Source organism: Nitrospirillum iridis (assembly GCF_014205765.1).
GTDB lineage: Bacteria > Pseudomonadota > Alphaproteobacteria > Azospirillales > Azospirillaceae > Nitrospirillum > Nitrospirillum iridis.
Map to the genome: position 1 here is coordinate 41,760 of NZ_JACIIZ010000015.1, position 24,268 is coordinate 66,027.

General features: G+C 69.2%; 19 protein-coding genes. 10 read left to right on the plus strand and 9 right to left on the minus strand.

From position 1 onward, the window contains the following. Window positions 1-2: 2 nt before the first annotated feature. Window positions 3-203, minus strand: a complete 201-nt coding sequence (rpmI, locus tag FHS74_RS23025) for a 50S ribosomal protein L35 (RefSeq protein WP_004271784.1) — start codon at window positions 201-203, stop codon at window positions 3-5. A 295-nt stretch (window positions 204-498) separates the two neighbouring features. Between rpmI and FHS74_RS23030 the strand changes: the two genes are divergently transcribed. Then, a complete protein-coding gene (locus FHS74_RS23030; protein WP_184805886.1) occupies window positions 499-954 on the plus strand; it encodes a DUF488 domain-containing protein in 456 nt (151 codons plus the stop codon). Window positions 955-1,187: 233 nt separating this feature from the next. Further along, the gene (locus FHS74_RS23035; protein WP_184805889.1) at window positions 1,188-2,939 is read left to right on the plus strand and encodes a potassium/proton antiporter; all 1,752 of its coding nucleotides are present in this window, start codon (window positions 1,188-1,190) and stop codon (window positions 2,937-2,939) included. 166 nt (window positions 2,940-3,105) lie between these two features. Here FHS74_RS23035 and pip read toward each other — a convergent pair whose 3' ends face one another. After that, complete coding sequence (pip, locus tag FHS74_RS23040; RefSeq protein ID WP_184805892.1) at window positions 3,106-4,053, minus strand: prolyl aminopeptidase; 948 nt, start codon at window positions 4,051-4,053, stop codon at window positions 3,106-3,108. 121 nt (window positions 4,054-4,174) lie between these two features. Between pip and FHS74_RS23045 the strand changes: the two genes are divergently transcribed. Next, on the plus strand, window positions 4,175-4,600 hold the full coding sequence (locus FHS74_RS23045; protein WP_184805895.1) for a group III truncated hemoglobin: 426 nt from the start codon (window positions 4,175-4,177) through the stop codon (window positions 4,598-4,600). Here the strand turns inward: FHS74_RS23045 and FHS74_RS23050 are convergent. After that, window positions 4,583-5,512, minus strand: coding sequence for a thermonuclease family protein (locus FHS74_RS23050; protein ID WP_184805898.1), 930 nt, complete (start codon window positions 5,510-5,512; stop codon window positions 4,583-4,585). The genes FHS74_RS23045 and FHS74_RS23050 overlap by 18 nt on opposite strands. A gap of 663 nt (window positions 5,513-6,175) precedes the next feature. Between FHS74_RS23050 and FHS74_RS31200 the strand changes: the two genes are divergently transcribed. The 5 genes from FHS74_RS31200 to FHS74_RS23075 all read left to right on the plus strand — a co-directional run bounded on the left by FHS74_RS31200 (window position 6,176) and on the right by FHS74_RS23075 (window position 14,140). Continuing rightward, the gene (locus FHS74_RS31200; protein WP_184805902.1) at window positions 6,176-8,110 is read left to right on the plus strand and encodes an adenylate/guanylate cyclase domain-containing protein; all 1,935 of its coding nucleotides are present in this window, start codon (window positions 6,176-6,178) and stop codon (window positions 8,108-8,110) included. Between the two features lie 110 nt (window positions 8,111-8,220). Continuing rightward, window positions 8,221-8,817, plus strand: a complete 597-nt coding sequence (locus FHS74_RS23060) for a sigma-70 family RNA polymerase sigma factor (RefSeq protein ID WP_211106496.1) — start codon at window positions 8,221-8,223, stop codon at window positions 8,815-8,817. A gap of 25 nt (window positions 8,818-8,842) precedes the next feature. Continuing rightward, window positions 8,843-9,895, plus strand: a complete 1,053-nt coding sequence (locus FHS74_RS23065; RefSeq protein ID WP_184805909.1) for a FecR family protein — start codon at window positions 8,843-8,845, stop codon at window positions 9,893-9,895. A 166-nt stretch (window positions 9,896-10,061) separates the two neighbouring features. Continuing rightward, entirely contained in the window at window positions 10,062-12,764 is a 2,703-nt protein-coding gene (locus FHS74_RS23070) for a TonB-dependent receptor (protein ID WP_184805911.1), read from the plus strand. 74 nt (window positions 12,765-12,838) lie between these two features. Next, on the plus strand, window positions 12,839-14,140 hold the full coding sequence (locus FHS74_RS23075; protein WP_184805915.1) for an aminotransferase class V-fold PLP-dependent enzyme: 1,302 nt from the start codon (window positions 12,839-12,841) through the stop codon (window positions 14,138-14,140). A 171-nt stretch (window positions 14,141-14,311) separates the two neighbouring features. Here the strand turns inward: FHS74_RS23075 and FHS74_RS23080 are convergent, their stop codons facing one another. Beyond that, a complete protein-coding gene (locus FHS74_RS23080; RefSeq protein WP_184805918.1) occupies window positions 14,312-15,196 on the minus strand; it encodes an RNA polymerase factor sigma-32 in 885 nt (294 codons plus the stop codon). Between the two features lie 775 nt (window positions 15,197-15,971). Here FHS74_RS23080 and FHS74_RS23085 point away from each other — a divergent pair. Beyond that, complete coding sequence (locus FHS74_RS23085; protein ID WP_184805921.1) at window positions 15,972-16,367, plus strand: hypothetical protein; 396 nt, start codon at window positions 15,972-15,974, stop codon at window positions 16,365-16,367. On the opposite strand, the gene FHS74_RS23090 is transcribed toward FHS74_RS23085, so the two are convergent. From FHS74_RS23090 to FHS74_RS23105, 4 genes are all read right to left on the minus strand, one after another. Further along, window positions 16,349-18,706 carry an adenosylcobalamin-dependent ribonucleoside-diphosphate reductase gene (locus FHS74_RS23090; RefSeq protein WP_281384686.1) on the minus strand — a complete coding sequence of 786 codons (2,358 nt, stop codon included), beginning with the start codon at window positions 18,704-18,706 and terminating at the stop codon, window positions 16,349-16,351. The two genes, FHS74_RS23085 and FHS74_RS23090, sit on opposite strands and share 19 nt — an antisense overlap. Window positions 18,707-18,807: 101 nt before the next feature. Continuing rightward, window positions 18,808-19,581, minus strand: a complete 774-nt coding sequence (locus FHS74_RS23095) for a lysophospholipid acyltransferase family protein (protein WP_184805924.1) — start codon at window positions 19,579-19,581, stop codon at window positions 18,808-18,810. Between the two features lie 77 nt (window positions 19,582-19,658). Next, the gene (locus tag FHS74_RS23100) at window positions 19,659-20,315 is read right to left on the minus strand and encodes a YdcF family protein (protein ID WP_343067013.1); all 657 of its coding nucleotides are present in this window, start codon (window positions 20,313-20,315) and stop codon (window positions 19,659-19,661) included. Beyond that, entirely contained in the window at window positions 20,312-21,196 is an 885-nt protein-coding gene (locus FHS74_RS23105; RefSeq protein ID WP_184805930.1) for a cell division protein FtsX, read from the minus strand. Before FHS74_RS23105 ends, FHS74_RS23100 begins: the two co-directional genes overlap by 4 nt. A gap of 264 nt (window positions 21,197-21,460) precedes the next feature. Here FHS74_RS23105 and FHS74_RS23110 point away from each other — a divergent pair, with 264 nt between their 5' ends. After that, on the plus strand, window positions 21,461-22,240 hold the full coding sequence (locus FHS74_RS23110; protein ID WP_184805934.1) for an MJ0042-type zinc finger domain-containing protein: 780 nt from the start codon (window positions 21,461-21,463) through the stop codon (window positions 22,238-22,240). Window positions 22,241-22,328: 88 nt separating this feature from the next. Here the strand turns inward: FHS74_RS23110 and FHS74_RS23115 are convergent, their stop codons facing one another. Further along, window positions 22,329-24,254 carry a M61 family metallopeptidase gene (locus FHS74_RS23115; protein WP_211106497.1) on the minus strand — a complete coding sequence of 642 codons (1,926 nt, stop codon included), beginning with the start codon at window positions 24,252-24,254 and terminating at the stop codon, window positions 22,329-22,331. Between the last annotated feature and the right edge of the window lie 14 nt (window positions 24,255-24,268).

Below are 24,268 nucleotides of genomic sequence, written 5' to 3' on the forward strand. Positions count from 1 at the left end.
CCTTACGGTACCCGAATGAAATTCTTGGTGATGATGATACCGTCCTGCTTGGACAGGGTCATCATACCGCGGGCGTTCCGCTTCATCTTCTGCGGACGCTTGCGCATGCCGTGGCGCTTGCCGGCGGCCTGGGCGCGAACGAGACCGGAGGCGGTCAGCTTGAACCGCTTCTTCGTCCCGCTGTGATTCTTCAGCTTGGGCATTTTGGTTCCTCACGAAAGAATAGCCGCCCCTGGGGAACGCCCCTGGGGACGGCGGTGGAATTCAGATGAGCGGGTGGGCATGCCCTGGACCCTTCGGTCCGGCCTCGCCGCCCAAATGAAGCGCGGTTTGTACACGGGGCGGGGCGGTCTTGCAAGGGCGGAGCGTGGCGGAACGACTCAATTCCAGGCACATCCGCCCCTTGCCGGACACAGGGCTGGGGCCCACTTCTGAAGCAATGGGCCCACACGACCCCAGCCCCATATCCCCGCCCCCGTGACAAGGACGCGCCCGCCCATGCCCGAACTCTACACCATAGGGTATGAGAAGGCGGGCCAGCCGGCGTTGGTGGAGCGGTTGGTGCGGGCGGGGGTGCGGACCCTGATCGACGTGCGCGAGCTGCCGCTGTCGCGCCGGGCCGGCTTTTCCAAGGGGCCGCTGTCGGCGGCCTTGCGCCAGGCCGGCATCGCGTACCTGCACCTGAAGGCGCTGGGCACGCCCAAGGAGGGGCGGCTGGCCGGCCGCGCCGGCGACCAGCCGCTGTTCTGGTCCATCGTTGATCAGGCGCTGGCCCGGCCGGAGGCGCAGTATGAACTGGGCGTGGCGGCGGCGACCGCGCTCAACCAGGGGCCCGCCTGCCTCTTGTGCCTGGAACATGACCCGCATATCTGCCACCGTTCCCGGGTGGCGGCCGACATGGCGGCAGGCTGGGGATTGGACGTCCATCACCTGGCGGTGGACACGGCCTTCTGAGCCGACCTCCCATGCGCGAAAAGTCTTCAAAAAATTTCCAGCCCCGCGCCGCATCCCGGACACAATAAGCGGCGAGAAGGGGCGGGTGGCCGGCGGATGGGACTCCGCAAGGGACGCTGGCCCAACGGACAGCTAGTCCAAGGGCTTGGGCCTGAGGTAAGCCTCAGCCCACAAGGTAACGGCATGGGGGTGGGGCGCGGGCGGCGGCCATTCCCGGGGGGAGAAGACGGCACGTGCATCCGGTTGACACCATCATCCTCGCCATCGGGTCGCTTCTGCTGCTGGCCATCCTGGCCGGACGCGCCTCCTCGCGCATCGGGGCGCCCCTGCTGCTGGTGTTCCTGGCCCTGGGCATCGCTGTCGACAAGGTCGCCAACTTCCAGTTCAACGACTACCGCCTGGCCTCGCTGGTGGGGTCCATCGCCATCGCCGTCATCCTGTTCGATGGCGGTTTGCGCACGCCCAAAGCCGTTTTCAAGCTGGCGCGGTGGCCGGCGCTCAGCCTCTCCACCGCCGGCGTGCTGGTCACGGCGGGTGTCACCTGCGTGGTGGCGCGCTGGCTGTTGGGCGTGGGCTGGGCGCAAGGGTTCCTCATCGGCTCCATTGTCGCGTCCACCGACGCCGCGGCCGTCTTCCTGCTGCTGCACCAGCGCGGCTTGCGCCTGCGCCCCCGCGTTTCCGCGCTCCTGGAGGTGGAGTCGGGCCTGAACGATCCGATGGCCGTCTTCCTGACCCTGCTGTCCATCCATGCGGTCCAGGGGGCGGGTTTCGGCTGGGCCCAACTGGGCCAGTTCGCGATGGAGATGGGCGGCGGCGGCATCATCGGCGTGGCCGGCGGCTTCGCCCTGGCCGCCATCATCAACCGGCTGGAGCTGTCGGCCGGCCTCTACCCCATCCTGGCCCTGGCCGGCACCCTGTTCATCTTCGGCGCCACCCAGACCATCGGCGCCTCGGGATTCCTGGCCGTCTATCTCGCCGGCTTCATCGTCGGCAACCGCCGGGTCAAGGCGCGGCAGATCATCGAGCGCTTCCACGACGGCCTGGCCTGGCTCAGCCAGATCTCCCTGTTCCTCATGCTGGGCGTGCTGGTCTCGCCCGACACGCTGGTGCGGGTGGCGCTGCCCGCCATGGTCGTCGCCGTGGCGCTGATGGTGGTGGCCCGGCCCCTGGCCGTCACCCTCTGCCTGTCCTTCTTCGGCTTCGCCTGGAACGAACGGCTGTTCATCTCCTGGGTCGGGTTGCGCGGGGCGGTACCCATCTTCTTAGGCTTGCTGCCGGTGCTGGCGGGATTGCCGGGGGCGGAGACCTATTTCGGCATCGCCTTCGCCGTGGTCCTGCTGTCCCTGCTGGCCCAGGGGTGGACGATCGGCCCGGCGGCGCGCCTGCTGGACGTGGAGATCCCGGCCGATCCCGAGCCGCCCAGCCGCGCCGACATCGACCTGCCGGTGGATGGGCCGCAGCAGCTGGCCATGCTGACCGTGGCGCCGGAAAGCGAGGCGGCGGTGCGCGGCCTGGGCCGGCTGGTGGTGCCGGAATCGGTGCGCGTGCTGGCCATGATCCGCGAGGGCCATCCCGTGGCCCCGGAGGAGGTGCGCGTGCTCTACCCCGGCGACGCCGTGCTGGTGCTGGGCGAGCCGGCGGCGCTGGCCGCCATGGAACGCTTGTTCGGCCGGCGCGACCAGGGCCGACGCGCCGCCGGCCTGGGCGACTTCCAGGTCAAGGGTGAAACGCCGCTCGCCACGGTGGCGGGCCTCTACGGTTTCGAGGCGCCGGACGTGGGGGAGGTGGCCATCGGCGAGCATCTGGCCCGCCGCCTGGGCCGCCGCGCCTCCGTCGGCGTGCGCCTGAAGGTGGGCGAGGTGGCGTTGATCGTCGCCTCCATGGACGAGGAGCGGGTAACCGAGGTCGGCATCGACCTCACGCCGAACGAGCGGCCCTGGACGCGGCTGCGCCAGGGCATCAAGGGGCTGCGGCGCAGCGCCTAGGCGCCCCCGTCGGCGCGCCCAGGCGCATTCTCCCATAGGACGCGGCTGCGTCAGCCAGTTTCCCATAGGATGCGACTGCGTCCGCCGGAGATTTCCGGGGAGCGTCAGCGGACCGGAAATCGAGGACAGCCAAAGGCCCGGATGGGCCTGCCGGCGCCTCAGGAAATCACAAAGTCTTGAACCGCTCCGTCGCCTGCACCAGGGCGGAGCGGATCCCCGGCTCCATGGCGCTGTGGCCGGCGTCGGGCACGACGATGTAGTCGGCCTCCGGCCAGGCGCGGTGCAGTTCATCCGCCGTGCGGATGGGGCACACCACGTCATAGCGCCCCTGGACGATGATGGCCGGGATGTGCCGGATGCGGTCGACGTTTTCCAGCAGGGCCGATTCCGGTGTCAGCTTGTTGTTGCGGAAGTAGTGCGCCTCCATCCGCGCCAGGCCCAGGGCGTGGTTGTCCTCGCCGGAGGCCGACACCAGTTCCGGGCTGGGCAGCAGGGTGGAGCAGGCGCCCTCATAGACGCTCCACACCCGGGCGGCGGCCATGCGGGTCTGCGGGTCGGCGGAGGTCAGGCGGCGGTAGTAGGCTTCCAGCAGGTCGCCGCGCTCATTCACCGGGATATGGGTCACGAAGGTGGACCAGGCCTCGGGGAAGAAGGTGCGCATGTCATACAGGAACCAGTCGATCTCCTGCTGGCGCATCAGGAAGATGCCGCGCAGCACCAGGCCCTTCACCCGTTCCGGATGGGCTTGGGCATAGGCCAGCGCCAGGGTGGAGCCCCAGGAGCCGCCGAACACCAGCCAGCGATCGATTTCCAGCATCGACCGCAACTGTTCCAGATCCGAAATGAGGTCGGGGATGCCATTCTCTCGAATCTCGCCCAGGGGCGTGGACCGGCCGGCGCCGCGCTGGTCCAGGATGACGATACGGTAGTGCCGGGGGTCGAAGAAACGGCGGTGGGTGGGCGAGGCGCCGGCCCCGGGGCCGCCATGCAGGAACACCACAGGCGCGCCATACGGATTGCCGGCTTCCTCCCAATAGATGGTATGCAGGCCGCTGACGGCCAGCGTGCCCGTCCGGTAGGGTTCCAGGGATGGGAAAAGATCGCCGCGCGCCATGGGTCGGTACACCAGATTGCTCGAATAGGGGGCGAAGTGTAGGCCAAGGCCCGCCCCCAGCGCAAACCCAACCGGCCCCGGGACGTTTGCCCTAACCTGTTTCGCGGGAGCTTTTACAGGGATGACACAGCCCTTTGCCCTCTTCAGCGAGGAGTCGCTGGCCGTTCTGGTGCGGGTCTTCTATGACCGCGTGCGCCAGGACGACCTGTTGGGCCCCATTTTCCACGGCGCGGTCGGCACGACCGAGGAGGCCTGGGCGCGCCACCGCGCCCGCATCGTGGACTTCTGGTCGTCCGTCCTGTTGTCAACCGCCCGCTATGAGGGCCGGCCCATGGTGGTGCATGCCGGCTTGCCCGCCATCGGCCCCGACCATTTTCGCCGTTGGCTGGCCCTGTTCGACGACACCGCGCGGAGCCTGTTCACGCCCGACGCCGCCGCCCGCCTGGCGGAGGTCAGCACCCGTATCGGCCGCAGCCTGCAGATGGGCTTGGCGGTGGCACGGGGGCAGGACGCGGGTGCCGGGGCTGGCTCAGGGCTCCCCCGGTGATGTCTGCGGAGAGGCGCCCTCTTCCTGCGCGGTGGCGCGCGCCGGCCGTCGACGGGGCCAGCGGCCATCGGTGGTGACGATCTGGTCGGGGTGGGTGACGCGGATCATGGGGCCGTTGTGGTCCTCGACCCAGCCCCGCACCTCGATGGCGCGATCCCTCAGGTCCAGCGGGTCCAGATGCCGGGCGCGGAAGGCGGCCAGGTCACGGCGGTCGATCTCCACCGTGAAATCGGTGCGGCGGTCGGCGCCGAAGTTCAAGTAGACGCGGTCGCGCGCCTCGGCCGCCTCCAGCACCCGGCCGGTGATGATGGCGTAACGCCCCTGGGCCCGAAAGGCGGTGTCGGGATCGCCCACGGCGTAGAAGCCGTCGGCCCACAGCCCCACCCCATGGGCGCGGGCGTAGCTTTCCGCCCGGCGCAGGGCCGCCAGGCCCTTGGGCGCGTCGGGATGGGGCGCCAATTCCACCCACCCCCGGCGCAGCAGCATGTCCTGCACCCACACGGGCCGCCGGCCGTCGCGCACCACCAGGTGGGCCAGCACGCGGCCATACCGGTCATGGTCGGCGCCGCCCAGCATCAGGCTGACGGTACGGTTCAGGACCAGGGCCTCCAGCGCCGCCCGCGAGTCTTCCGCCAGTGGCCACGGGGTGCGGCCGGCTTCGCCGTCCTGGGCCCGCCCGCCGCGCGGCAGCCGGGGCGCCAGGATGCCCGCCAGGCGCACCACCCGGCCGTCGCGCAGGCTGACCGTGTCGCCGCTGAGCACGCCGATGACCACGCCGCTGCCGGCGGGGGTGAGGCCGTGAAAGGTCTTGGCACGGCGCTCGCGATGCGGGCTGTGCGCCCGGGCGCTGGCGGGCGGGGCTAGAAGCAACAGCGCCGACAGCGCCAGCAGGGCGATTCGCCAAACGTGCATCGTGGGTAGGTTCCGGCAACCGGCGCGCGACGACGATACGGCAGCACCGCCGCAAAGGAAAGCTGGGCAAAGGAAGGCCGGGCAAAGAAAAAACGGCGCGGACCACCAGGATCCGCGCCGCTGAAAGTTTACGCGTTCTGCCAGAACCGATTGATGGCACGGCCGCGTATGCCGTTGATGGGGCGTCTGGTGTTTCTGCCTGTCCGGGTCGTCGGGTCCGACCCTAGGAGGCCAAGGACGCGAAGCCAGAAACTTTGATGAGGCACAATTCCGTCGGTTCCATCGTCTGCGGTCCCCTTGTGGGTGTTGCTCTGCAAGACACCCCCCTCAATGCAAGGGGGGGGCCAGCGGCAAGTAGTTCGTTGTGTTAATTAATTTCGGGATGAAGCCCCAGGCTTTCCGCGAATTCCGCTGATCATCCTCTTCGGGCGCGCGAGTGGACAATTGCATTAAGTAATGCGTAATGCGGTAACGGGGCGCGAGACGGGCGTTGTTGCATAATGCAATATGCTCTCTTGGAATTCGCCCCATGTCCGGCACGGAGGCACCTGCCCCGATGCCGCTGTTGCCGCCGGGCCGCCCGGCAGCTACCGTGCCGTCATGAGTGAAACGACACAGGCCCTGGAAAGGCCGGCGGGGGGATGTCCCATCCGGCGGTCCGCCGTGCGCGTATCCATCGCCACCGCGCTGCTGCTGGGGTTCGGCACGCTGGTTCTGGTTGCGGTGGCCAGCGTTCTGATCCTGGGTTTCAGCACCTCTACCCGCAATACGGCGGCGCTGCTGACCGACAAGGTCATCCTGGCGATGGACGGGATGACGGTGCGGGTGCGCGCCCAGTTGGATCCCGCCCAATATCAGGCGGAATTCCTGGTGGCTTCCATGCAGCGGGGGGAGATCGACACCGCCGACAGGGCGCGCCTGGGTCAGAACTTGCGCTCCGCCCTGGCGGCGTCGCCCCAGATCACGGCGGTCAGCTTCCTGGCCGCCGACGGCACATGGACCGTGGCCCGCCGTACCGGGCCCACGGACGCCGAAATAATGACCATGCCGCCGCCGCCCAACAGCGATCTCCTGATGCAGGAGATGAAGGCGGCGCGCATCGCCCGCTGGGTGGACCCCGTCTGGTCGGAGGAGCAGGAGACCAGCTTCCTCACCGTCCGGGCGCCGGTGTGGTCGCGCGATGGCCGCTTCCTCGGAGCCGTGCTGGTGGGCGTCAGTTTCGCCGACCTGTCGGGCTTTCTGGGTGAGCTGGACAGCAGCCAGGGCGTCACCGCCTTCATCCTGTTCGATGCCCAGCACGTGCTGGCCCACCCGGCCCTGATCGGCCGCACGTTCAGCTTGGCTGGCCGCACCCCGCCGCTTCCCACCCTGTCCGACCTGGGCGACCCCGTGGCCGCCGGCATCTGGCAGCGCCAGCCCCCGGGCCGGGGTAGTGCCAGCGATGCCTTGGGCGGCAAACTCCGCGACCTGGATTTCCGCCAGGCCAGCGTGGGCGACGTCGACTATGTCTATCTGCTGCGCGACCTTAGCGGTTATGGCGCCCAGAACTGGACCCTGGTCATGGCCCTGCCGCAGCGCGAGGTGGACCAGGAAATCCGCCGCGTGCGCTGGTTCGGCCTGGGCGGCGTCGCCATCCTGCTGGTGTCGGTGGCCCTCAGCCTTATCCTGGGCAAGACCATCAGCCGGCAGATCCGAGGCCTGTCGCAGGCCGCCACCTCGCTGCGGGATCTCGACTTCCACGCCGTGCCCTATCTGCCCGACAGCCGCCTGCGCGAACTGTCGGACGCGGCCGCGGCCTTCAACACCATGCTCACCGGGCTGCGCTGGTTCGAATCCTATGTGCCCAAGGCCCTGGTGCTGCGCCTCATCCGCCGGGGCGACCATGCCGGCTCCATCCTGTCGGAGGAACGCGACGTCACCGTCATGTTCACCGACATCAAGGGGTTCAGCACGCTGGCCCAGAACATGACGCCGGCGCAGACCGCCTCGCTGCTGAACGAGCACTTCACCCTGCTGTCCGCCTGTATCGAGGCGGAGGGCGGCACGGTGGACAAGTTCATCGGTGACGCCGTCATGGCCTTCTGGGGCGCCCCCGACGATCAGGCCGACCATGCCGCCCGGGCGCTCCGGGCCGCCGCCGCCATCGACCACTGCATCCGGGAAAGCCATGACGAGGCGGTGGCCCAGGGGCGGCCCGCCATCTGCCTGCGCGTCGGTATCCATTCCGGCCCGGTGGTCGTGGGCAACATCGGCACCGCCAGCCGCATCAACTACACCATCGTGGGCGACACGGTGAACGCCGCCGCCCGGCTGGAGGCGCTGGGCGCCGATTTGGCCGATCCGGCCGCCGCCTGCATCGTGCTGGCCAGCGCCGACACGGTGGACGCCGCTGGCGATTGCGGCGTGCCCATGACCGACGTGGGCGAGTTCAGCCTGCGCGGCCGTACCGGCCAGGTGCGCGTCTGGCAGTTGGCCGATGGCGTGCACGGCCCCCGCGACCCGGTCGGTCCCGTCGGGGAGACGGTGGGGGAACCGAGGGTCGAGCCCCACTGCCCGGTGCCCCGCTGCCCGGATGTGACCACGCCCCAGCCGGTATAAAGTTTTTATGACGTATGGGGGAAAGCCCCCCGCCGCCGCATCCACCCCCTAGTATCCCGGCGCCGCCCCACCCCGAGGCGGCCCTAGATGAAGAGTGGATGGCGGCCCCCGTGCCCGAACGACACGACGCGATCTCCCGGCCGCAGGACGGCCCGCCGCCCGCCCCTTTCGGCGACGCCCGCTTCGGCGACGACAGGGCGCGGTGGCTGGCGGCGCATGTCCTGCCCCATGAGCATGGCCTGCGCGCCTGGCTGCGGTCCAAGTCCTTCCTGGGCTTCGACGCCGACGACGTGGTCCAGGAAACCTACGCCATCCTGGCGGCCAAGGCCTGCGTGGCCGGGATCGAGAACCCCCGCGCCTACGCCTTCCAGACCGCCTATTCGGTGGTGCTGCGGCAGATGCGCCAGTCGCGCGTGGTGCCCATCGCCGCCGTGGCCGACCTGTCGGCGCTGGAGGCGGTGGTGGACGCCCCCTCGCCGGAGGAGGTGACGTCGGCGCGCCAGGAACTGCGCCTGATCCAGGACGCCATCGCCGACCTGCCGCGTCAGACCCGCCGCGCCTTCGTCATGCGCCGGGTTGAAGGCCTGCCGCAGCAGGAGATCGCGCGGCGCATGCGGCTGTCGGAAAACACGGTCGAAAAACATATCGCCCGGGGTCTGAAGCTGCTGGTGGAGCGCTTTGGCCGGGGGCAGCGCGGATCCCCGTGAAGGACCGCCTCGAGTGAAGGACCGGATGAGCGTGGGCGCAAGACAGAAGGCCGGGGCGGTTGACCTGGCCGCCGCCGCCTGGGCGGCACGGATGGACGCGCGCGCCCTGACCGCCGACGAACGGGCGCGGCTGGACGCCTGGCTGGCGGCTGATCCCCGTCACCTGGGCGCGATGGCCCGTGCCCGCGCCCTGCTGCTGAGCCGGCAGGACGCGGTCTCCCCCGCCTTGGTCGCCCCCGACCTCCCACCCCAGCCCGGGCCGTCCCAGCCCGGGCCGCTCCATAGCCGGCGGCGCCTGCTGGCCGCCGCCGCCGGCGTGGCCGGATTGGCGGTGCTGGGCGCCGGTGTGCGCCAGCCCGCGGCCCGGCAGATCTACCGGTCGGCATTGGGCGAGGTGCGTCACATCCCGCTGGAGGATGGGTCGACCCTGACCCTCAACACCGACTCGTCCGTGACCGTGGTCTACACCGCTGGCCGCCGCCTGGTGTATCTGGACCGGGGGGAGGCGTTCTTTGACGTGGCGCTGGGATCCGATCGGGCTTTCGTCGTGCGCGGGCCGCTGGCCCAGCTGGCGACGGCGGGCGGCGCGTGCTGCGCCCGCCTGAATGGCGACGGCGCCATGACGGTGGCGGTCCTGTCGGGCCAGGTCGCGGTGGAGGGGGCGCCATCGGCCCTGGCGGAGACGCTGGGCCGCGTGACCGGCCGAGACTGGACCCTGCGCGCCGGCGGACAGGACGCCGTGCTGGTCACCGCTGGGCAGGAGGTCTCCATCCGCCCCGGCGGACGGGGGCATGGCACCCTGGTCAGTTTCGAGACGGTGGCGCCCGGTGCCCTGGACCGGGCGTTGATGTGGCGGGAGGGGCGGCTGGCCTTCGCCGATGAGACCCTGGCCCAGGCCGGGGCGCAGTTCGCCCGCTATTCCCGCCGGCGCATCGTGCTGGCCAGCGAGCGCCTGGCCCAGCGCCGCATCTCCGGCCTCTTCGACGCCACCGACATCGCGGGCTTCGCCCACGCCGTGGCCGTCAGTTTCAGTGCCAAGTATAAAGAAGAGGGTGACGCCATCATTCTTTATGATTGAGTCTAAGCGCTGGGGTTCGCCTCAGGTCGCCGCTGGTTGTTAAACTTAAATGACGTAGTGGCGGAAAGATGATCCGCCGGATCTCTCCCTCATCATGAATGTGAACAAGTGCGATGGGCCGGCAGTACAGCGCCAAGTCGCCAATCATCGTTGGGGGAAAGATACAATGATTAAGAAATATGGCAGTTTCATTGCTCTGTGCGGTACGGCGTTGATGGGGTGGGCGGTTCCGGCCTGGGCGCAAAGCGCGCATTTCGACCTGGCGGCGCAGCCCGCCGTCCGCTCCATCCCGCTGTTCGCCCAGCAGGCCGGCATCCAGATCCTGGCCCCAACCGACCAACTGGATGGCATCGTCACCGCGGCCCTGGCGGGTGATCTGGACCGTCACCAGGCGCTTCTCCGCCTGCTGAAGGGCACGCCCCTGGTGGTGGCCTCGGACGATGGCCACACCGTGGTGCTGAAGCTGGCGCCCACGCCCGCCGCCGCCACCACGCCGGTGCGCAAGGCCCAGACGGCGCCGTCGGCCGCAGGTGTCCAGGTGGCCTACGCCGATAACGACGCGCTCAGCGAGATGATCGTCACCGGCACCCGCGATCGCGGCCGCACCCAGTTCACCACCATGACGCCGGTGGACGTGCTGTCGGCCAAGGATCTGCAGGACGGCGCTTCCAACCAGCTGCTGGAAAACCTGACGCAGGTGATCCCGGGCTTCAACGTGCAGAAGCTGCCCAGCTCCGACGGGGGGCAGTTCATCCGCCCGGCGCATCTGCGCGGCCTGTCGCCGGACCAGACCCTGGTCCTGATCAACGGCAAGCGCTTCCATCGCACCGCCTACTTGGGCCAGCGGGGCGCCCAGGGCGCGGACCTGGCGCAGATCCCCGACTTCGCCATCGGCAGGGTGGAGGTGTTGCGCGATGGCGCCTCGGCCCAGTATGGGTCCGACGCCATCGCCGGCGTCATCAATATCCAGCTGGACGACCGCCCCGGCGTCTACGGCTACATGCAGGGCTCGCAGTATTACGCCGGCGACGGCACCACCTGGAACGGCGGCTTGCGGGCAGGGACTGAGCTGGGCGACGGCGGCCATCTGGTGGCCACGGCCGAATGGTCGGACGGCACGCTGACCTCGCGCACCCACCAGCGGACCGACGCCGCCGCCTTCCAGGCGGCCAACCCCTCGCTCAGCATCGCCAATCCGGTGCAACGCTGGGGCCGGCCGGATGAGACCAGCTACCATTACGCGGTGGACGGGCTGCTGCCGGTCGGCGCCGTGGAGCTCTATGGCTTCATGACCATCGCCACCGGCGATGGCCTGAACGACATCAACTGGCGTCTTCCCAGCGCCACCAGCAATTCCAGCGTCTATGGGTTGGCGCCCAAGGTTTTCCCGGGCTGGGACCTGAAGTCGCTCTACCCCAACGGCTTTACTCCGCATGAGGGCATCAAATACACCGACTACCAGGCGGCGTGGGGCGCCCGTGGCCATGTCGGCGATAACTTCGACTGGGATGCCAGCGGTTCCTACGGTGAAAATGAAAGCCGCTTTTTCCTCTACAATTCCATCAACGCGTCGCTGGGCCCCAACAGCCCGACCAACTTTTATCTCGGCACCCAGCGGCAGGATGAATTCAACCTGAACCTGGACGGGGTCTACCGCCTGGATGTCGGCGCCCTGCCAGAGCCGCTGAACATCGCCTTCGGCGCCGAGCGCCGGCTGGAGATGTATACCGTCGAGGCGGGGGACAAGGCGTCTTACGAGGTGGGGCCCGGCGCCGCCTATGGCCTGGCGTCGGGCGCCAATGGCTTCCCCGGCTTCAGCGACCAGCAGGCCGGCTCATGGTATCAGACCAGCTACGCGGGATACCTGGACCTTGAGGCCAAACTGACCCCGGATTGGACCGTGGGGGCGGCCGGCCGGTATGAGACCTACTCCGGCTTCGGCGACAAGATGACCTACAAGGGCTCCACCCGGTATGAGATCACGCCGGACCTGGCCCTGCGCGCCTCCTACTCCACCGGTTTCCACGCGCCGACGCCGGGGCAGCTGAACTCGCTCAGCACGTCGCAGGGGCTGGACACCACCACCCTGCAACTGTTCACCAGTGGCCGCCTGTCGCCGGAAAACCCCTTGGCCGTGGCCCTGGGCGCCAAGCCCCTGCGGCCGGAGACATCGAAGAACTATAGCGTCGGGGGCGTCTGGCGCACCGATATTGGCCTGTCGGGGTCGGTCGACGCTTATCAGATCGACATCGCCAACCGCTTCTCCAGTTCCTCCACCATCACGTTGACGGCGGCGCAAAAGGCCCTGCTGGTGGTGCAGGGCGTGGCGGGGGCGAACAACTACACCTCCGTCTACTGGTACACCAACGACTTCGACACCCGCACCCGGGGCCTGGACGTGGTGGTCGACTACACCCGGCCGGTGTTCGAGAGCGACCGGGTGGACCTGAAGCTGGCCTATAACCACAATCTGACCGAGGTGACCGGCGGCAGCCTCAGCGCCAGCGCCACGCAGAAGATCCTGTATGAAAAGGGCCTGCCCAAGAACAACGTCACGGGCAGCGTCACCTACGTGAGCGATCCCTTCGAATACCAGGTTCGCGCCCGGTACTATGGCGGCTGGACCGACTCGACCGGCAATTCCACCGGTGACATCTTCCAGACCTTCGGCGGCATCACCTTCTATGACGTGTCCGTGACCTATCACATCAATGAGAACCTGTCGGTCCGGGTGGCGGGCGAGAACGTCTTCGACACCTATCCGGCCAAGGCCATCTACCAGGCCAGCCGCGGCATCGAATATTCGCGCAACGCGCCGTACGACACCTATGGCGGCCGCTACTATGTCCGCTTCAACGCCGCCTTTTGATCCATGATGATTGTTCGGGGTGCGCCCCTGCGGGGGCGGCACCCTGGGAGAGCCATCCCAAGGAGTTATGGTTCATGCGACGACGCACCCTGTTGCGGGCGGCCCTGGCCGGTGGCGCCAGCGGCTTGCTGGCCGGTTCCACCCTGCCGGTGGCGGCCCGGCCCGGCCCCTTGCCCAGTCCCTTGGCCCCCGGCGCCGCGCCGCCGGGTCCGGAGGACGAAGCCGGCTGGCAGGCCATCGCGGCGGCCTATCCCACCCGCCTGTCCAGCGGCGTCATCAACCTGGAATTCGGCGCCTTCGGCCAGATGCCGTTGGCGGTGCAGGCTGCCTATGAGCGCTACACCGCCAAGGTGAACCAGGAGGGCGCCACCTTCGTGCGCCGGGATTTCGTGGGGTATTACCAGGCCCTGCGCCAGCGTATCGCCGCCATGGTTCAGGCCGATCCCGGCGAGATCGTCATCACCCGCAACGCCACCGAGTCGCTGCAGGCGGTCATCGGCGGCTATGCCCGCCTGCGGCCCGGCGACGCCGTGCTGATGAGCGACCATGACTATGACAGCGCCCGCATGGCCCTGTCGTGGCTGGAACGCCGCCGGGGCGTCACCGTCATCAGCGTCGACCTGCCATATCCCGCGACTTACCAGGGGCTGATCGACGCCTATGACCAGGCGCTGGCGGCCCATCCCAACGTCCGGCTGATGCTGCTGACCCATCTCAGCCACCGCGATGGCCTGCGCCAGCCGGTGCGGGAGATCGTGGCCCTGGCCCGCGGCCGGGGTGTGGACGTGGTGGTGGACAGCGCCCAGGCCTGGGGACAGGGGCTGGTGGACCTGCACGGCGACGGCGTGGATTTCGCCGTCTTCAACCTGCACAAATGGATCGGCGCCCCCCTGGGCGTGGGTGCGCTCTATATCGCCAAGGCCCGCATCGCCGATATCGAGCCCTTCATGGGCGAGGAACCGTCGGAGCGTGATCCCATCCTCGGCCGGGTGCACACCGGCATGGCCAACTTCGCGGCGCAGATGGCGGCGGTGGACGCCCTGGATTTCCACAACGCCCTGGGCTCCAGCGTCTGCGGCGCCCGCCTGCGCCATTTGCGCGACCTGTGGGCCCTGCCGGCCCGGGACATGGGCAAGATCGAGGTGCTGACCCCCGATGACCCGCGCCTGTGCGCCGGCATGACGTCCTTCCGAGTGAAGGGCCAGACGACGCCGTCGGCCAACACCGCGCTGGCCGCCCAGTTGCTGGAAAAGCACGGCCTCTTCACCGTGATGCGCACCGGTCTCGCCGGCGGCGCCTGCCTGCGCGTCACCCCCGGCTTCAGCACCACGCCGGAGGACATGGGCACGTTGGTGGAGGCGCTGAAGGCGATTTGAGAGACTGAACGAACCCCCCGGGTCACGCACAACGGCGATGCCCCGGGGGTGGAGCGTAGCGACTAGGACGCGACCGCGTCCGCCGGAGTTTTGCGGGGAGCGTCAGCGGACTGCAAGACGAGGACAAGCCAAAGGCCCGGATGGGCCTGCCGGCGCCTGAGGCGAACCCAATCAAGCATCCACGAACAGCTCTTCCGGGCGGCCTACGTGGCGCAGCATGCTCTGGCGCAGCTTGCCCATGGCGCGGTGCTCCAACTGGCGCACCCGTTCCTTGCTGACGCCCAGGGTATGGCCCAGTTCCTCCAACGTCGCCCCGTCCTCGCGCAGGCGGCGGGCGGCGATGATGGTGCGTTCGCGCGGCGACAGGGTGTCCAGCGCCTCGCTCAGCCAGGCGGTGCGGCTGCGGGCGTCCTTCAGCCCGATGACGATCTGCTCGGGCGAGGGGCCGTCGTCGGCCAGGAAGTCCTGCCACTCGCCCCCCTCCTCGCTCAAGGGATGGTTCAGCGACTGGTCGGTGGCGGTCAGGCGGATTTCCATCGTCTCCACCTCATGCTCGCTCACGTCCAGTTCCTGCGCCACATGGCGGCGGCCTTCGAGGGACAGGGAGGTCGCGGAGGGGTTGTTGTCGATGCGCGCGCGCAGGCGGCGCAGATTGAAGAACAGCGACTTCTGCCCCGCCGTGGTGCCGGTGCGCACGATGGACCAGTTGCGCAGCACGAATTCCTGGATGGTGGAACGGATCCACCAGGCGGCGTAGGTGGAGAAGCGCACCTCCCGCTCCGGCTCGAAGCGGCTGGCGGCCTGCATCAGGCCCAGATTGCCCTCCTGCACCAGATCGCCCAACGGCAGGCCGTAATTGCGGAAGCGGCTGGCCACCGCGATGACCAGGCGGGTGTGGGATGACACCAGCGCGTGCAGGGCCTTCTCATCCCGGCTCTGCTGCCAGCGACGTGCCAGGTCGAACTCATGATCGCGGCTGAGCAGCGGCGCCTTCATCGACGCCTTGATGAAGGACAAATTCGCCTTTTGGGTCTGTGGATCATCGATGTGCGCCATGTCCCCCTCCATCTTGGCTGATCCGGCCTCGACCGCCGGCGGAATGCCCTCAGGGACCAGCCCAAGGGTTCCACCCGTGTCGTTCCCGGAGGGGTGTCCCGGCGGCCTATTCCGCCGGGTCGGCACCCCACGTGGATTTGCGGGATCGGTACGCCAGTAATGACCCATCCGATCACTGAAATATCGCGGGAAAAAGTCGATCACCCACAGGGCATAACCCGGACTTGCCTTAGGCTGGTCGGGACCGTATTTGCCTATTACCACCACCAAAGGGTCTAACTTCTCTAATTTGACATAATCGGGCGGCATCAGCCGGGCTTATTCGGGGGCTATCCGCCCCGGCGGTAGTCCCTTCAGCGCCCTGGCGGAGGGGATAGTCGGGCGGCTAATCCGGTCTTTCCGGAACCGATCCGTTAACATGGGACCCGTGGCGCCGGAACGACCTGCGGGTGTTGTGTTAACAAGCGGGGGAGTGGCCGCAGGCCCCTGCCAAGGCCACTCCCCCGCTTGGCGGAAGTCCTGGGGCGGGGGGCTGGCGGTTGGTGGTGGGCGCGGGCGGACCTATCCCCGCGCTGGCCCACCGTTTACCGCCGGCCGGCCTCAGCCGCCGACACGGCCTATGTCTTCCGGCAAGGAGACGTAGGTTCACGGCGCGCCCCCCGGGGCATCTTCAGTGTGACCCCTATCTCTTTCGATAAGGGGTGGGAACGGAACCTCGGGCCGGCGAGAGAATGGGCACGACCGTTTCAACCCCCCATCAGACCACGGAGGATCGATGTTCGGCTGGTTCAAGAGGAAGCGAAAGCCGGTACGGCTGATGCCGGAAGCCCTGTGGGTCGTCAGCATCGAGAGCGACCTCATCCAGGTCACCGATGACAAGGGGGCCGTCAAATCGATCACCAAGGCCGAGTTGTCCGGCATCGTCATTGAGACCAATGACAGCGGGCCGGCGGGCTGCGATGTCTGGTGGCTGCTGTTCGGTGAAGAGGAGAAGATCGCCTGCTTCTATCCGCAGGGCGCCACGGGCGAAAACGCGGCACTGGACTATTTCATGGCGCTGCCGTCGTTCAATCACGACGAAATGATCCAGGCGATGGGGTCGACATCCAACGCCGTCTTCCCGGTTTGGCGCAAGAGATCGCCGGCGCGCCCTCAGCCGCAGCGGGAGTAGCCGCAGGACAGGCAGGTGTCGCATCCCTCCTGGTGCACCAGGCTGGCCTGTCCGCAGCGGGGGCATTGGGCCGGCGGCGGGCGGGTGCCGGGGATGTCGGTGGCGGGGTCGGAAGCCTCGGCCGCGACAGGCGCCAGGCCGCTGGCGCGCAGCAGGAAGCCGGTCTCCAGCATATGCCGCTCGATGACCTCGCCGATGGCGGCCAGCAGCGAGGGGACGTAGCGGCCCTTCATCCACTGCCCGCCGCGCGGGTCGAACACGGCCTTGAGCTCCTCGACCACGAAGGCGACGTCGCCGCCCCGGCGGAAGACGGCGGAGATCATGCGGGTCAGCGCCACGGTCCAGGCGTAGTGCTCCATGTTCTTGGAGTTGATGAAGACCTCGAACGGCCGCCGCCGCTCCTCCAGGACGATGTCGTTGATGGTGATGTAAAGGGCGTGGTCGCTGCCGGGCCAGCGCACCTTGTAGGTCGCCCCGACCAGCGCCTCCGGCCGGTCCAGGGGCACGGCGCCGCTGGGGGAGGCCGGGGCTGCCGGGACGGGCGTGGGGGTGGAAGGCGTCGCGGGCGCCGACAGCACCGACCCGGTGATGGCGTTGGGGCGGTAGGTGGTGCAGCCCTTGCAGCCCAGATCATAGGCTTGCAGGTAGACGTCCTTGAACGACTCGAAGTCCAGCTCCGCCGGGCAATTGATGGTCTTGGAGATGGAGCTGTCGACCTCCTCCTGCGCCGCCGCCTGCATCACCAGATGGGCGCCAGGGGGCAGGGATCCCGCATCGACGAAGCTGTCGGGCAGGGGGGAGTCGGGGCCGAAGGCTTGGCGGAAGCGGTGATAGGCGTAGTCGGCCACCCGCTCCGTCTTGCGGCTGCCGTCGGGTTGCAGCACGGCGCGGTCATATTCCCAGGTGAACACCGGCTCGATGCCCGACGAGACGTTGCCGGCCAGCAGCGAGATGGTGCCGGTGGGCGCGATGGAGGTCAGCAGGGCGTTGCGCACGCCGTGCCGTTCCACCGCCGCCCGGGTCACGTCGTCCAGGCCCCGGATCATGGGTCGGGCCAGATAGCGCTCGCGGTCATACAAGGGGAAGGCGCCCTTCTCCGCCGCCAGGCCGGCGCTGGCGCGGTAGGCGTGGCGGCGCACCGCCCCCAGCCACTGCCGTGTCAGGTCCACCGCCCGGGAGGAGCCGTAGCGCACGCCGCACAGGATCAGGGCGTCGGCCAGGGCGGTGACGCCCAGGCCGACACGCCGCTTGGCCTGCGCCTCCTGCGCCTGCGCGGCCAAGGGGAAGCGCGACACCTCGATGGCGTTGTCCAGCATGCGCACCGCCACCGGCACCAGGCGGCCCAGCCGCTCCATGTCCAGCCGGGCCTCGGGCGTGAAGCCGTCCACCACCAGGGCCGCCAGGTTGATCGAGCCCAGCAGGCAGGCGCCGTAGGGCGGCAGCGGCTGCTCACCGCAGGGATTGGTGGCGCTGATGACCTCCACGCCACCCAGATTGTTCTGGTCGTTGATGCGGTCGATGAAGATGACGCCGGGCTCGGCATAGTCATAGGTGGCCCGCATGATGCGGTCCCACAGCTCGCGCGCCCGCACCGTGCGCCAGATCTTGGCGTTGAACACCAGGTCCCAGGGGCCGTCCTCGCGCACGGCGGCGATGAAGGCGTCGGTCACCAGGACGGACAGGTTGAAATTGCGCAGCCGGCCGGGGTCGCGCTTGGCGTCGATGAAGGCCTCGATATCCGGATGGTCGCAGCGCAGCGTGGCCATCATGGCGCCCCGGCGGTTGCCGGCGCTCATGATGGTGCGGCACATGGCGTCCCACACGTCCATGAACGAGACGGGGCCCGAGGCGTCGGCCCCCACGCCCGCCACCGGCGCCCCCCGGGGGCGCAGGGTGGAGAAGTCATAGCCGATGCCCCCGCCCTGCTGCAGGGTCAGCGCCGCCTCGCGCAGATGGGCGAAGATGCCGCCCATGTCGTCCGGCACCGTGCCCATGACGAAGCAGTTGAACAGGGTGACGGCCCGGCCCGTGCCCGCCCCCGCCAGGATGCGGCCGGCGGGCAGGAAGGCGAAGTCCTTCAGCGCGTCGTGGAACTGGGGCTCCCACTGGGCGGGGTCGCGCTCGGCCTCCGCCAATGCCTTGGCCACGCGGCGCCAGGTGTCGTCCACCGTCTGATCCAGGGCAGCACCGTCCGGTCCCTTGAAGCGGTACTTCATGTCCCAGACCTGGGCGGCGATCACGGGCCAGTCGGCCGGCACGGGCGGGGCCGCGCCTTCCACCGGGGACGCCGCCGGGGGTGCCGCCGTCTGTTCCGTCGCTTGCCCCTCACGCCCGACCATGCGCACCCCTCCGATCCCGGATGATAGCCGCCATGGCATCAAGGGTAGGCCGGTGGGTGGGGGCGGTCAATCGCCGCCCCGGAATCGATTTTGCGGGCGGGTCAGGCGGTGGCTTGGGTCTTCAGCGGCGGCGCGTTGGCCGGCCGGTCGGTGGGGGGGCCGCCGGCCGCCATCACCAGGCGGTCGGTCGCCGTCTCCAGCGCCGTCTCCAGCCGCTTCAGGGCCTCCTCCTTGGGCAGGCCGGGCGGGATGGGGGGCAGGAATTCGATGGTGATGGTGCCGGGCCGGCGCAGGAACTTGTGCCGCGGCCAGAACAGGCCGGAATTCAGCGCCATGGGCACGATCGGCACGTTCAGGTTCTGATACAGCAGGGCGATGCCCACCTTGTAGGGCCGCCACGCGCCCACGGCGGTCCGGGTCCCCTGTGGGAAGATGACGATGGGCCGGCCCTCGGCCACCCGTTCCCGCGCGCCGCGCAGCAGCGACTGGATGGCCGCCCCGCGCTTGCCCCGGTCCACGGCGATCATGCGGGCCTTGGAGGCGTACCAGCCCCAGATGGGGATGTAGGTCAGCTCCTTCTTCAGGACGATGGCGGGATCGTCCATCAGCAGGTGCAGCTTCATCGTCTCCCACATCGACTGATGCTTGGCCCCCACCAGGAAGGCGCCGTGCTTGGGCATATGCTCCCGCCCCCGCACCTCGTATTTCAGGCCGATGAGGGTGCGTTCCAGGAAGACCAGGCTGCGCATATAGCCGCGGATGCCCCAGATCATGGCCCGGTGGGGCGCCACCAAGCCCCACAGCAGGCCGACGCAGCTGATCGCCGTCCAGATGTAAAAGACGATGTTGAAGACCAGGGATCGCAGAACCAGCATCGCCCTTGACCGCTTAACCAGGGTTGATGGAGGCAGGGATAGTGTCTGCGCGCCCGCCTGTCCACCCGATTGGGACATCACAGTCCAAAGGCGTGGCGCAGGAAGGCCACCAGGTACTTGTCGTATTCGCTGATGATCAGGCCGGCGGTGCCACGCCAATGCCACCACCCGTCCAGGCGCACGTTGGGCGGCTGCACCGCGTGGGGCACGATGCGGACATCCGGCAGGGCGTGGCGGAATTCCACCAGGCTGCGCGGCATGTGGTAGTTGGCGGTGACCAGGCGCAGGGATTGGAAGCCCTCCGCCTGCATCCAGCGCGCGGTTTCCTGCGCGTTGCCCAGGGTGTCGTCGGCCGAATAGCCCAGCACAACGCAGCATTCCAGCGCGGTCGGCGTGGCCTGGGACATGCGCAGCAGGGCCCGCACGTCCACCCCGCGATAGACGCCGGAGATGAACAGCTTGCGCGCCCGGCCGGCGGCCAGCAGATCGAACCCGGTCTCCAGCCGCTCACTGCCGCCCGTCAGCACGACGATGGCGTCGGTGGTGGCGGACTCGTCCTCGGGTGCGCGGGGGATGTGGGCGGCGAAGGTCAGCAGGCCCGCCAGCCACAGTCCGCCCAGGGCCGCCCCCACCCAGGTCAGGCGGCGCAGCCGGGCCAGCAGCGCGCCGGGGCGCGGGGCCTCCGGCGGCGCGGCTTCCGGCTGCGGCTGGGGCGTCACGGCAGGGGGCGTCACGGCAGCCGCTCCAGCGCGCGCAGCACGGTCAGGCGGGCGCTGATGGCGGCCAGGGCGGCGGCGGCCACCGGCACCCCCACCAGCACCAGCCATTGCGGGGGCGCCAGCGTCAGGGGCGGCAACAGTGTCCCCTCCACCGTGCGCGACAGCAGGGACAGCAGGGCGATGGTGGCCAGCGCCACGGCGCCACCGCCGATGCCGCCCTTCAGCGACAGGCGCAGGACGTGGCGCTGGAACTGGTCGGCCACGTGACTGTCGGTGGCGCCCATGACGTGCAGCAGATCCACCTCGTCCTGATGCATCGCCAGGCCGGCCTTGGCGGCGAACACCACCACCGCCACGGCCGCCCCGCTAATCAGCGCCACGATGACCAGGGCGACCGCCTCCACCAGGCGGGCCAGACGGCGCAGGTCGCGCAGCCATACGCCGGGCTCCTCCACCGTGGTGCCCGGCACGGCGGTGGCCAGGCGTTGGCGCAGGGCGCCCACATCGACGGCGGGGCCGGCGGTGACGTCGATCAGGGCCGGCAGGGGCAGATCCTGCAACAGCGCGCCATTGCCCAGCCAGGGTTCCACCAGGCGGGCCGCGTCCTCCATGGACACGGGGCGGGCGTTGATGATGCCGGGCACACCGCCCAGGGCGTGCAGCACCAGTTGCACCCGCTCATCCAGCGACACCGGCGCCTTGTCACCGACGGGGCTGACCTGGATGGTCAGGCTGCCGTCCAGCCCGCTGTCCCAGCGCTGGGCCCAGCCGGACAGCATTTGGGCCGCCGCCACCGCCAAGGTGGACAGGAACACCATCAGGGCGATCAGCCAGGGCAGGAAGCGGCCCGTGGCATCGCGGCGTAGGGACAGGACGGCAGGGCCGCGCCGGCTCATGGGGATTGGCCTCGCAAGGTTTTGGGCGGAGGGGGTGGCTGTAGTGATGGCACGGCCGGGTGGCGGGCGTCCAGCGCGTCCACCCCCCTTTGGTGCCCACAGCGACACCCGCGACGCCGCCGGTGCGGCATCCTGCCCGTGCCCCCTGAACGGTATAGACCGTTTCGTTGCCGTCGCGGGACCTGGGGCCAACCTTGCGCATCCCTGACCTTTTCGTTTAAGTCTAAGGCGCCTCTTAAGGAATTCGGCCCGGCCCTGCCTCCCATGATCACAACCTGCCCGTCCTGCGCCACGCGCTTCCGGGTCGACGACGCCCTTCTCGGGCGGGGTCGACGCGTGCGGTGCAGTGCCTGCGGTTCCATTTGGCACCAGGTGCCGGAGACGGCCGGCCGCGCCGCCATGCCGCCGGAGGATGACGAGTCCGACTGGCTGAGCCCCCCGCGCCCGGTCTCATCCTCCTCCTTCGCCGATCTGGCGGCGGAGATGGAGCGGGAGACCGCTTACGACGCCCTGACCATGGCTGAGGATGAGGTGCCGGCGCCGTTGTCGCTGGGCCGCCTGCGGCCGACGGCGTCCCCCCTGCCCGTGGCGGAGGAAAAGCCCCGGCGCCTTTTCGCCGCCGTGCGCTGGGCCGTCCTGGCCGCGCTGGTGGTGGGGGGCGTCACCGGCCTCGCGGTCGGGCGGGACGCCGTCGTCGAGGCCTGGCCCGCCGCCGCCCGCCTGTATGAGGCCCTGGGCTTCGGGATGGAGCCGCCGGGCACGGGGCTGGAGATGGTGGACAGCAAGACGGAGTTCCGCGACGTGGAAGGCACGTCCATGCTGTTCATCGACATCACGGTGGAAAACAAGTCCGACCGTCAACGCGACGTGCCGGACCTCATGGCCTCGGCGTTGGGGGCGGACGGCAAGCCTTTCCAACGCTGGCGTATGCAGCCCAAGGTCCGCCGCCTGTTCCCCGGCGAGAAGACCGTCTACCACGGCAACATCGTGGAGAAGGGCGGCCAAGCGGCCAAGATCCTGCCCGAGTTCGTGCTGCCGAATTAGAGTTTCTCCGACTTTCGTTGAAGCGCCGGAAACTTTAGGTGCCCCACCAGCGCCCACGGTCGCGGGCTGTCCTTTGTCGCGTGAGCGCTTATGGCAGTGGTTTCAACAGTGCCATCAGGCGATCCGGGGTGCCGGCGATACGTTCCAGGCGGGGGTAGCGCAGGGTGCCGTGGTAGTCGACGGTGACGGCGCGTTCGACCCCGTCGCTCTCGACGCGCAGTTCCACCGGCCGGGTGCCGGCCTGCCGCACCGCCTGCACCAGGGCCTCGGCGCTGAAGGGCTGGCCGTTCACGGCCAGCAGGCGGACCCCCACGGCCAGGCCGGCGCGGAAGGCCGGGCCGTTCCAGGCGACGGCGCGGGCCTGGCCCTTGGGATCCACCACCAGGCCAATGGAATAGCTGAGGTCGATGCCCCCGCCATCCTTTTCCGTCTGCCGGAAATAGGCGGTGGGCGTATCAGTGAAGACCAGGCGATAGCCGCCTCGCGTCAGGCCGTCCAGCAGCCCCGCATCGTCATGGGCGTCCAGCCGCCGGCGCAGGAAGCCCGCCCAGTCATAGGGCAGCACGCCGTTCAGGGCGGCGCAGACCTCATCAAAGCCATAAGTGCGGATCACCCGGTCGCCGGCCGGCCCGCCGAAGAGGGCGCGCGCGACGGCGTCCAGGCCGTGCCTGCCGTTCGTACGCTCCCGGATCAGGCTGTCGGCGTCCAGCCAAAGGAGCACACCCTCGCCATAATAATCCTCCCGCCGCTGCCAGTCCCGCCACACCACGGATCGGCCGATGGCGATGGACGGGTCATTGGCGCTGTCCTGCAGCGACTTCCACGACCGTCCCACCCTGGCTTGGGCGACCGCCGCGTCGATGGCCAGCGCGTCCAGCGTCTGCGCCGGCGTCCGCAAGCCCGCCCGTGCCGCCAGGACACGGCCCCAGAACTCCGTCTGGCCCTCGTAAACCCATAGCAGGCTGCCATCGACCGGCTGGTTGAAGGTGGGTGTCCACAAGCCCGCTGGCTGGCGGTAGCGACCGTTCCAGGAATGCACGAATTCGTGCGCGAACAGGTCTTGATAGATGGAATAGCCGTCCCCGTCGTGGAAGAAGTCCGGCGGCACGGCGTTCTCGCTGGATTCCATGTGTTCGAACCCACCAGGGCCGGGCAACATGTCGCTGAGCGCAACGATTAAGGCGTAGCGCCGATAGTGCGCCGGCCCCAACAGGCGGTGGGTCTGGGTCACCATGCGGGCAAGACCGGCGATCTGGGCCGGCGTCGTCTCCAGGTCTTCCGGCGTTTGCGCCAGCAGCGCCAGGTCCACGGGGGCCGCCGCATCCTGGGACAGGGGTACCTGGCGGACGTGGCGGCCGGCATAGACCGGGGAGTCGACCAGGTCCTCCAGCGTCTCCGGCGCGAAGCTCAGCATGCCGTCCGCGTCGGCGGTGGTGGTCAGGGTGGTGGCGGCCGCCATGCCGGCCGCCAGGCGCAGGCTGGCGGCGATGGAAATGTCGCGCGCGAACCAGCCGGCCGGATACAGCAGCAGGTTCTGCCAGGCGACGGTGACCATGCCGGGCGTCATGCGCACAGGCCCCTGGCGCGGGCTGAGCGGTGACAGGAACTGGAAGTCGGCGTCGATGGCGGCGGTGCCCGGCGGCACCTCCACCTCGAAGGCGTAAGGGTCCAGCGGGTCGCGGCGCCAGGGCAGGGGGCGCCCGTCCGCGCGCAGGGTCAGACCGGCCAGGGCCGCGATGGACGCGGTGGCGGCATGGCTCCCCGTTTCATATTCCGGGTACAGCAGGACCATGCGGCCCGCCTGCTGCACCGGGATGCTTTCGTGGATGGTGAAGACCTTGTGGGCGGTGTCGGTCGCGTCCACGTCCAGCCGGATGGTGCCGGGGAACGGCTGGTCCCGTGCCGCGGCAATAAAGGGGGCGGGTGCCGCCGGCTGCGGTCCCGCACTCCCCTGCGCCCAGGCGGGACTCGCCGCCAGCAGAAGTGTAAGGGCGGCGGAACGGAGGGGATTCAAGGCGTGCTGCTCCT

Coding starts and splice junctions, on each gene's coding strand:
- rpmI (WP_004271784.1), bottom strand. CDS start 203: ATGCCCAAGCTGAAGAATCACAGCGGGACGAAGAAGCGGTTCAAGCTG.
- FHS74_RS23030 (WP_184805886.1), top strand. CDS start 499: ATGCCCGAACTCTACACCATAGGGTATGAGAAGGCGGGCCAGCCGGCG.
- pip (WP_184805892.1), bottom strand. CDS start 4,053: ATGGCGCGCGGCGATCTTTTCCCATCCCTGGAACCCTACCGGACGGGC.
- FHS74_RS23045 (WP_184805895.1), top strand. CDS start 4,175: ATGACACAGCCCTTTGCCCTCTTCAGCGAGGAGTCGCTGGCCGTTCTG.
- FHS74_RS23050 (WP_184805898.1), bottom strand. CDS start 5,512: ATGCACGTTTGGCGAATCGCCCTGCTGGCGCTGTCGGCGCTGTTGCTT.
- FHS74_RS23065 (WP_184805909.1), top strand. CDS start 8,843: ATGAGCGTGGGCGCAAGACAGAAGGCCGGGGCGGTTGACCTGGCCGCC.
- FHS74_RS23070 (WP_184805911.1), top strand. CDS start 10,062: ATGATTAAGAAATATGGCAGTTTCATTGCTCTGTGCGGTACGGCGTTG.
- FHS74_RS23075 (WP_184805915.1), top strand. CDS start 12,839: ATGCGACGACGCACCCTGTTGCGGGCGGCCCTGGCCGGTGGCGCCAGC.
- FHS74_RS23080 (WP_184805918.1), bottom strand. CDS start 15,196: ATGGCGCACATCGATGATCCACAGACCCAAAAGGCGAATTTGTCCTTC.
- FHS74_RS23085 (WP_184805921.1), top strand. CDS start 15,972: ATGTTCGGCTGGTTCAAGAGGAAGCGAAAGCCGGTACGGCTGATGCCG.
- FHS74_RS23090 (WP_281384686.1), bottom strand. CDS start 18,706: ATGGTCGGGCGTGAGGGGCAAGCGACGGAACAGACGGCGGCACCCCCG.
- FHS74_RS23095 (WP_184805924.1), bottom strand. CDS start 19,581: ATGCTGGTTCTGCGATCCCTGGTCTTCAACATCGTCTTTTACATCTGG.
- FHS74_RS23105 (WP_184805930.1), bottom strand. CDS start 21,196: ATGAGCCGGCGCGGCCCTGCCGTCCTGTCCCTACGCCGCGATGCCACG.
- FHS74_RS23110 (WP_184805934.1), top strand. CDS start 21,461: ATGATCACAACCTGCCCGTCCTGCGCCACGCGCTTCCGGGTCGACGAC.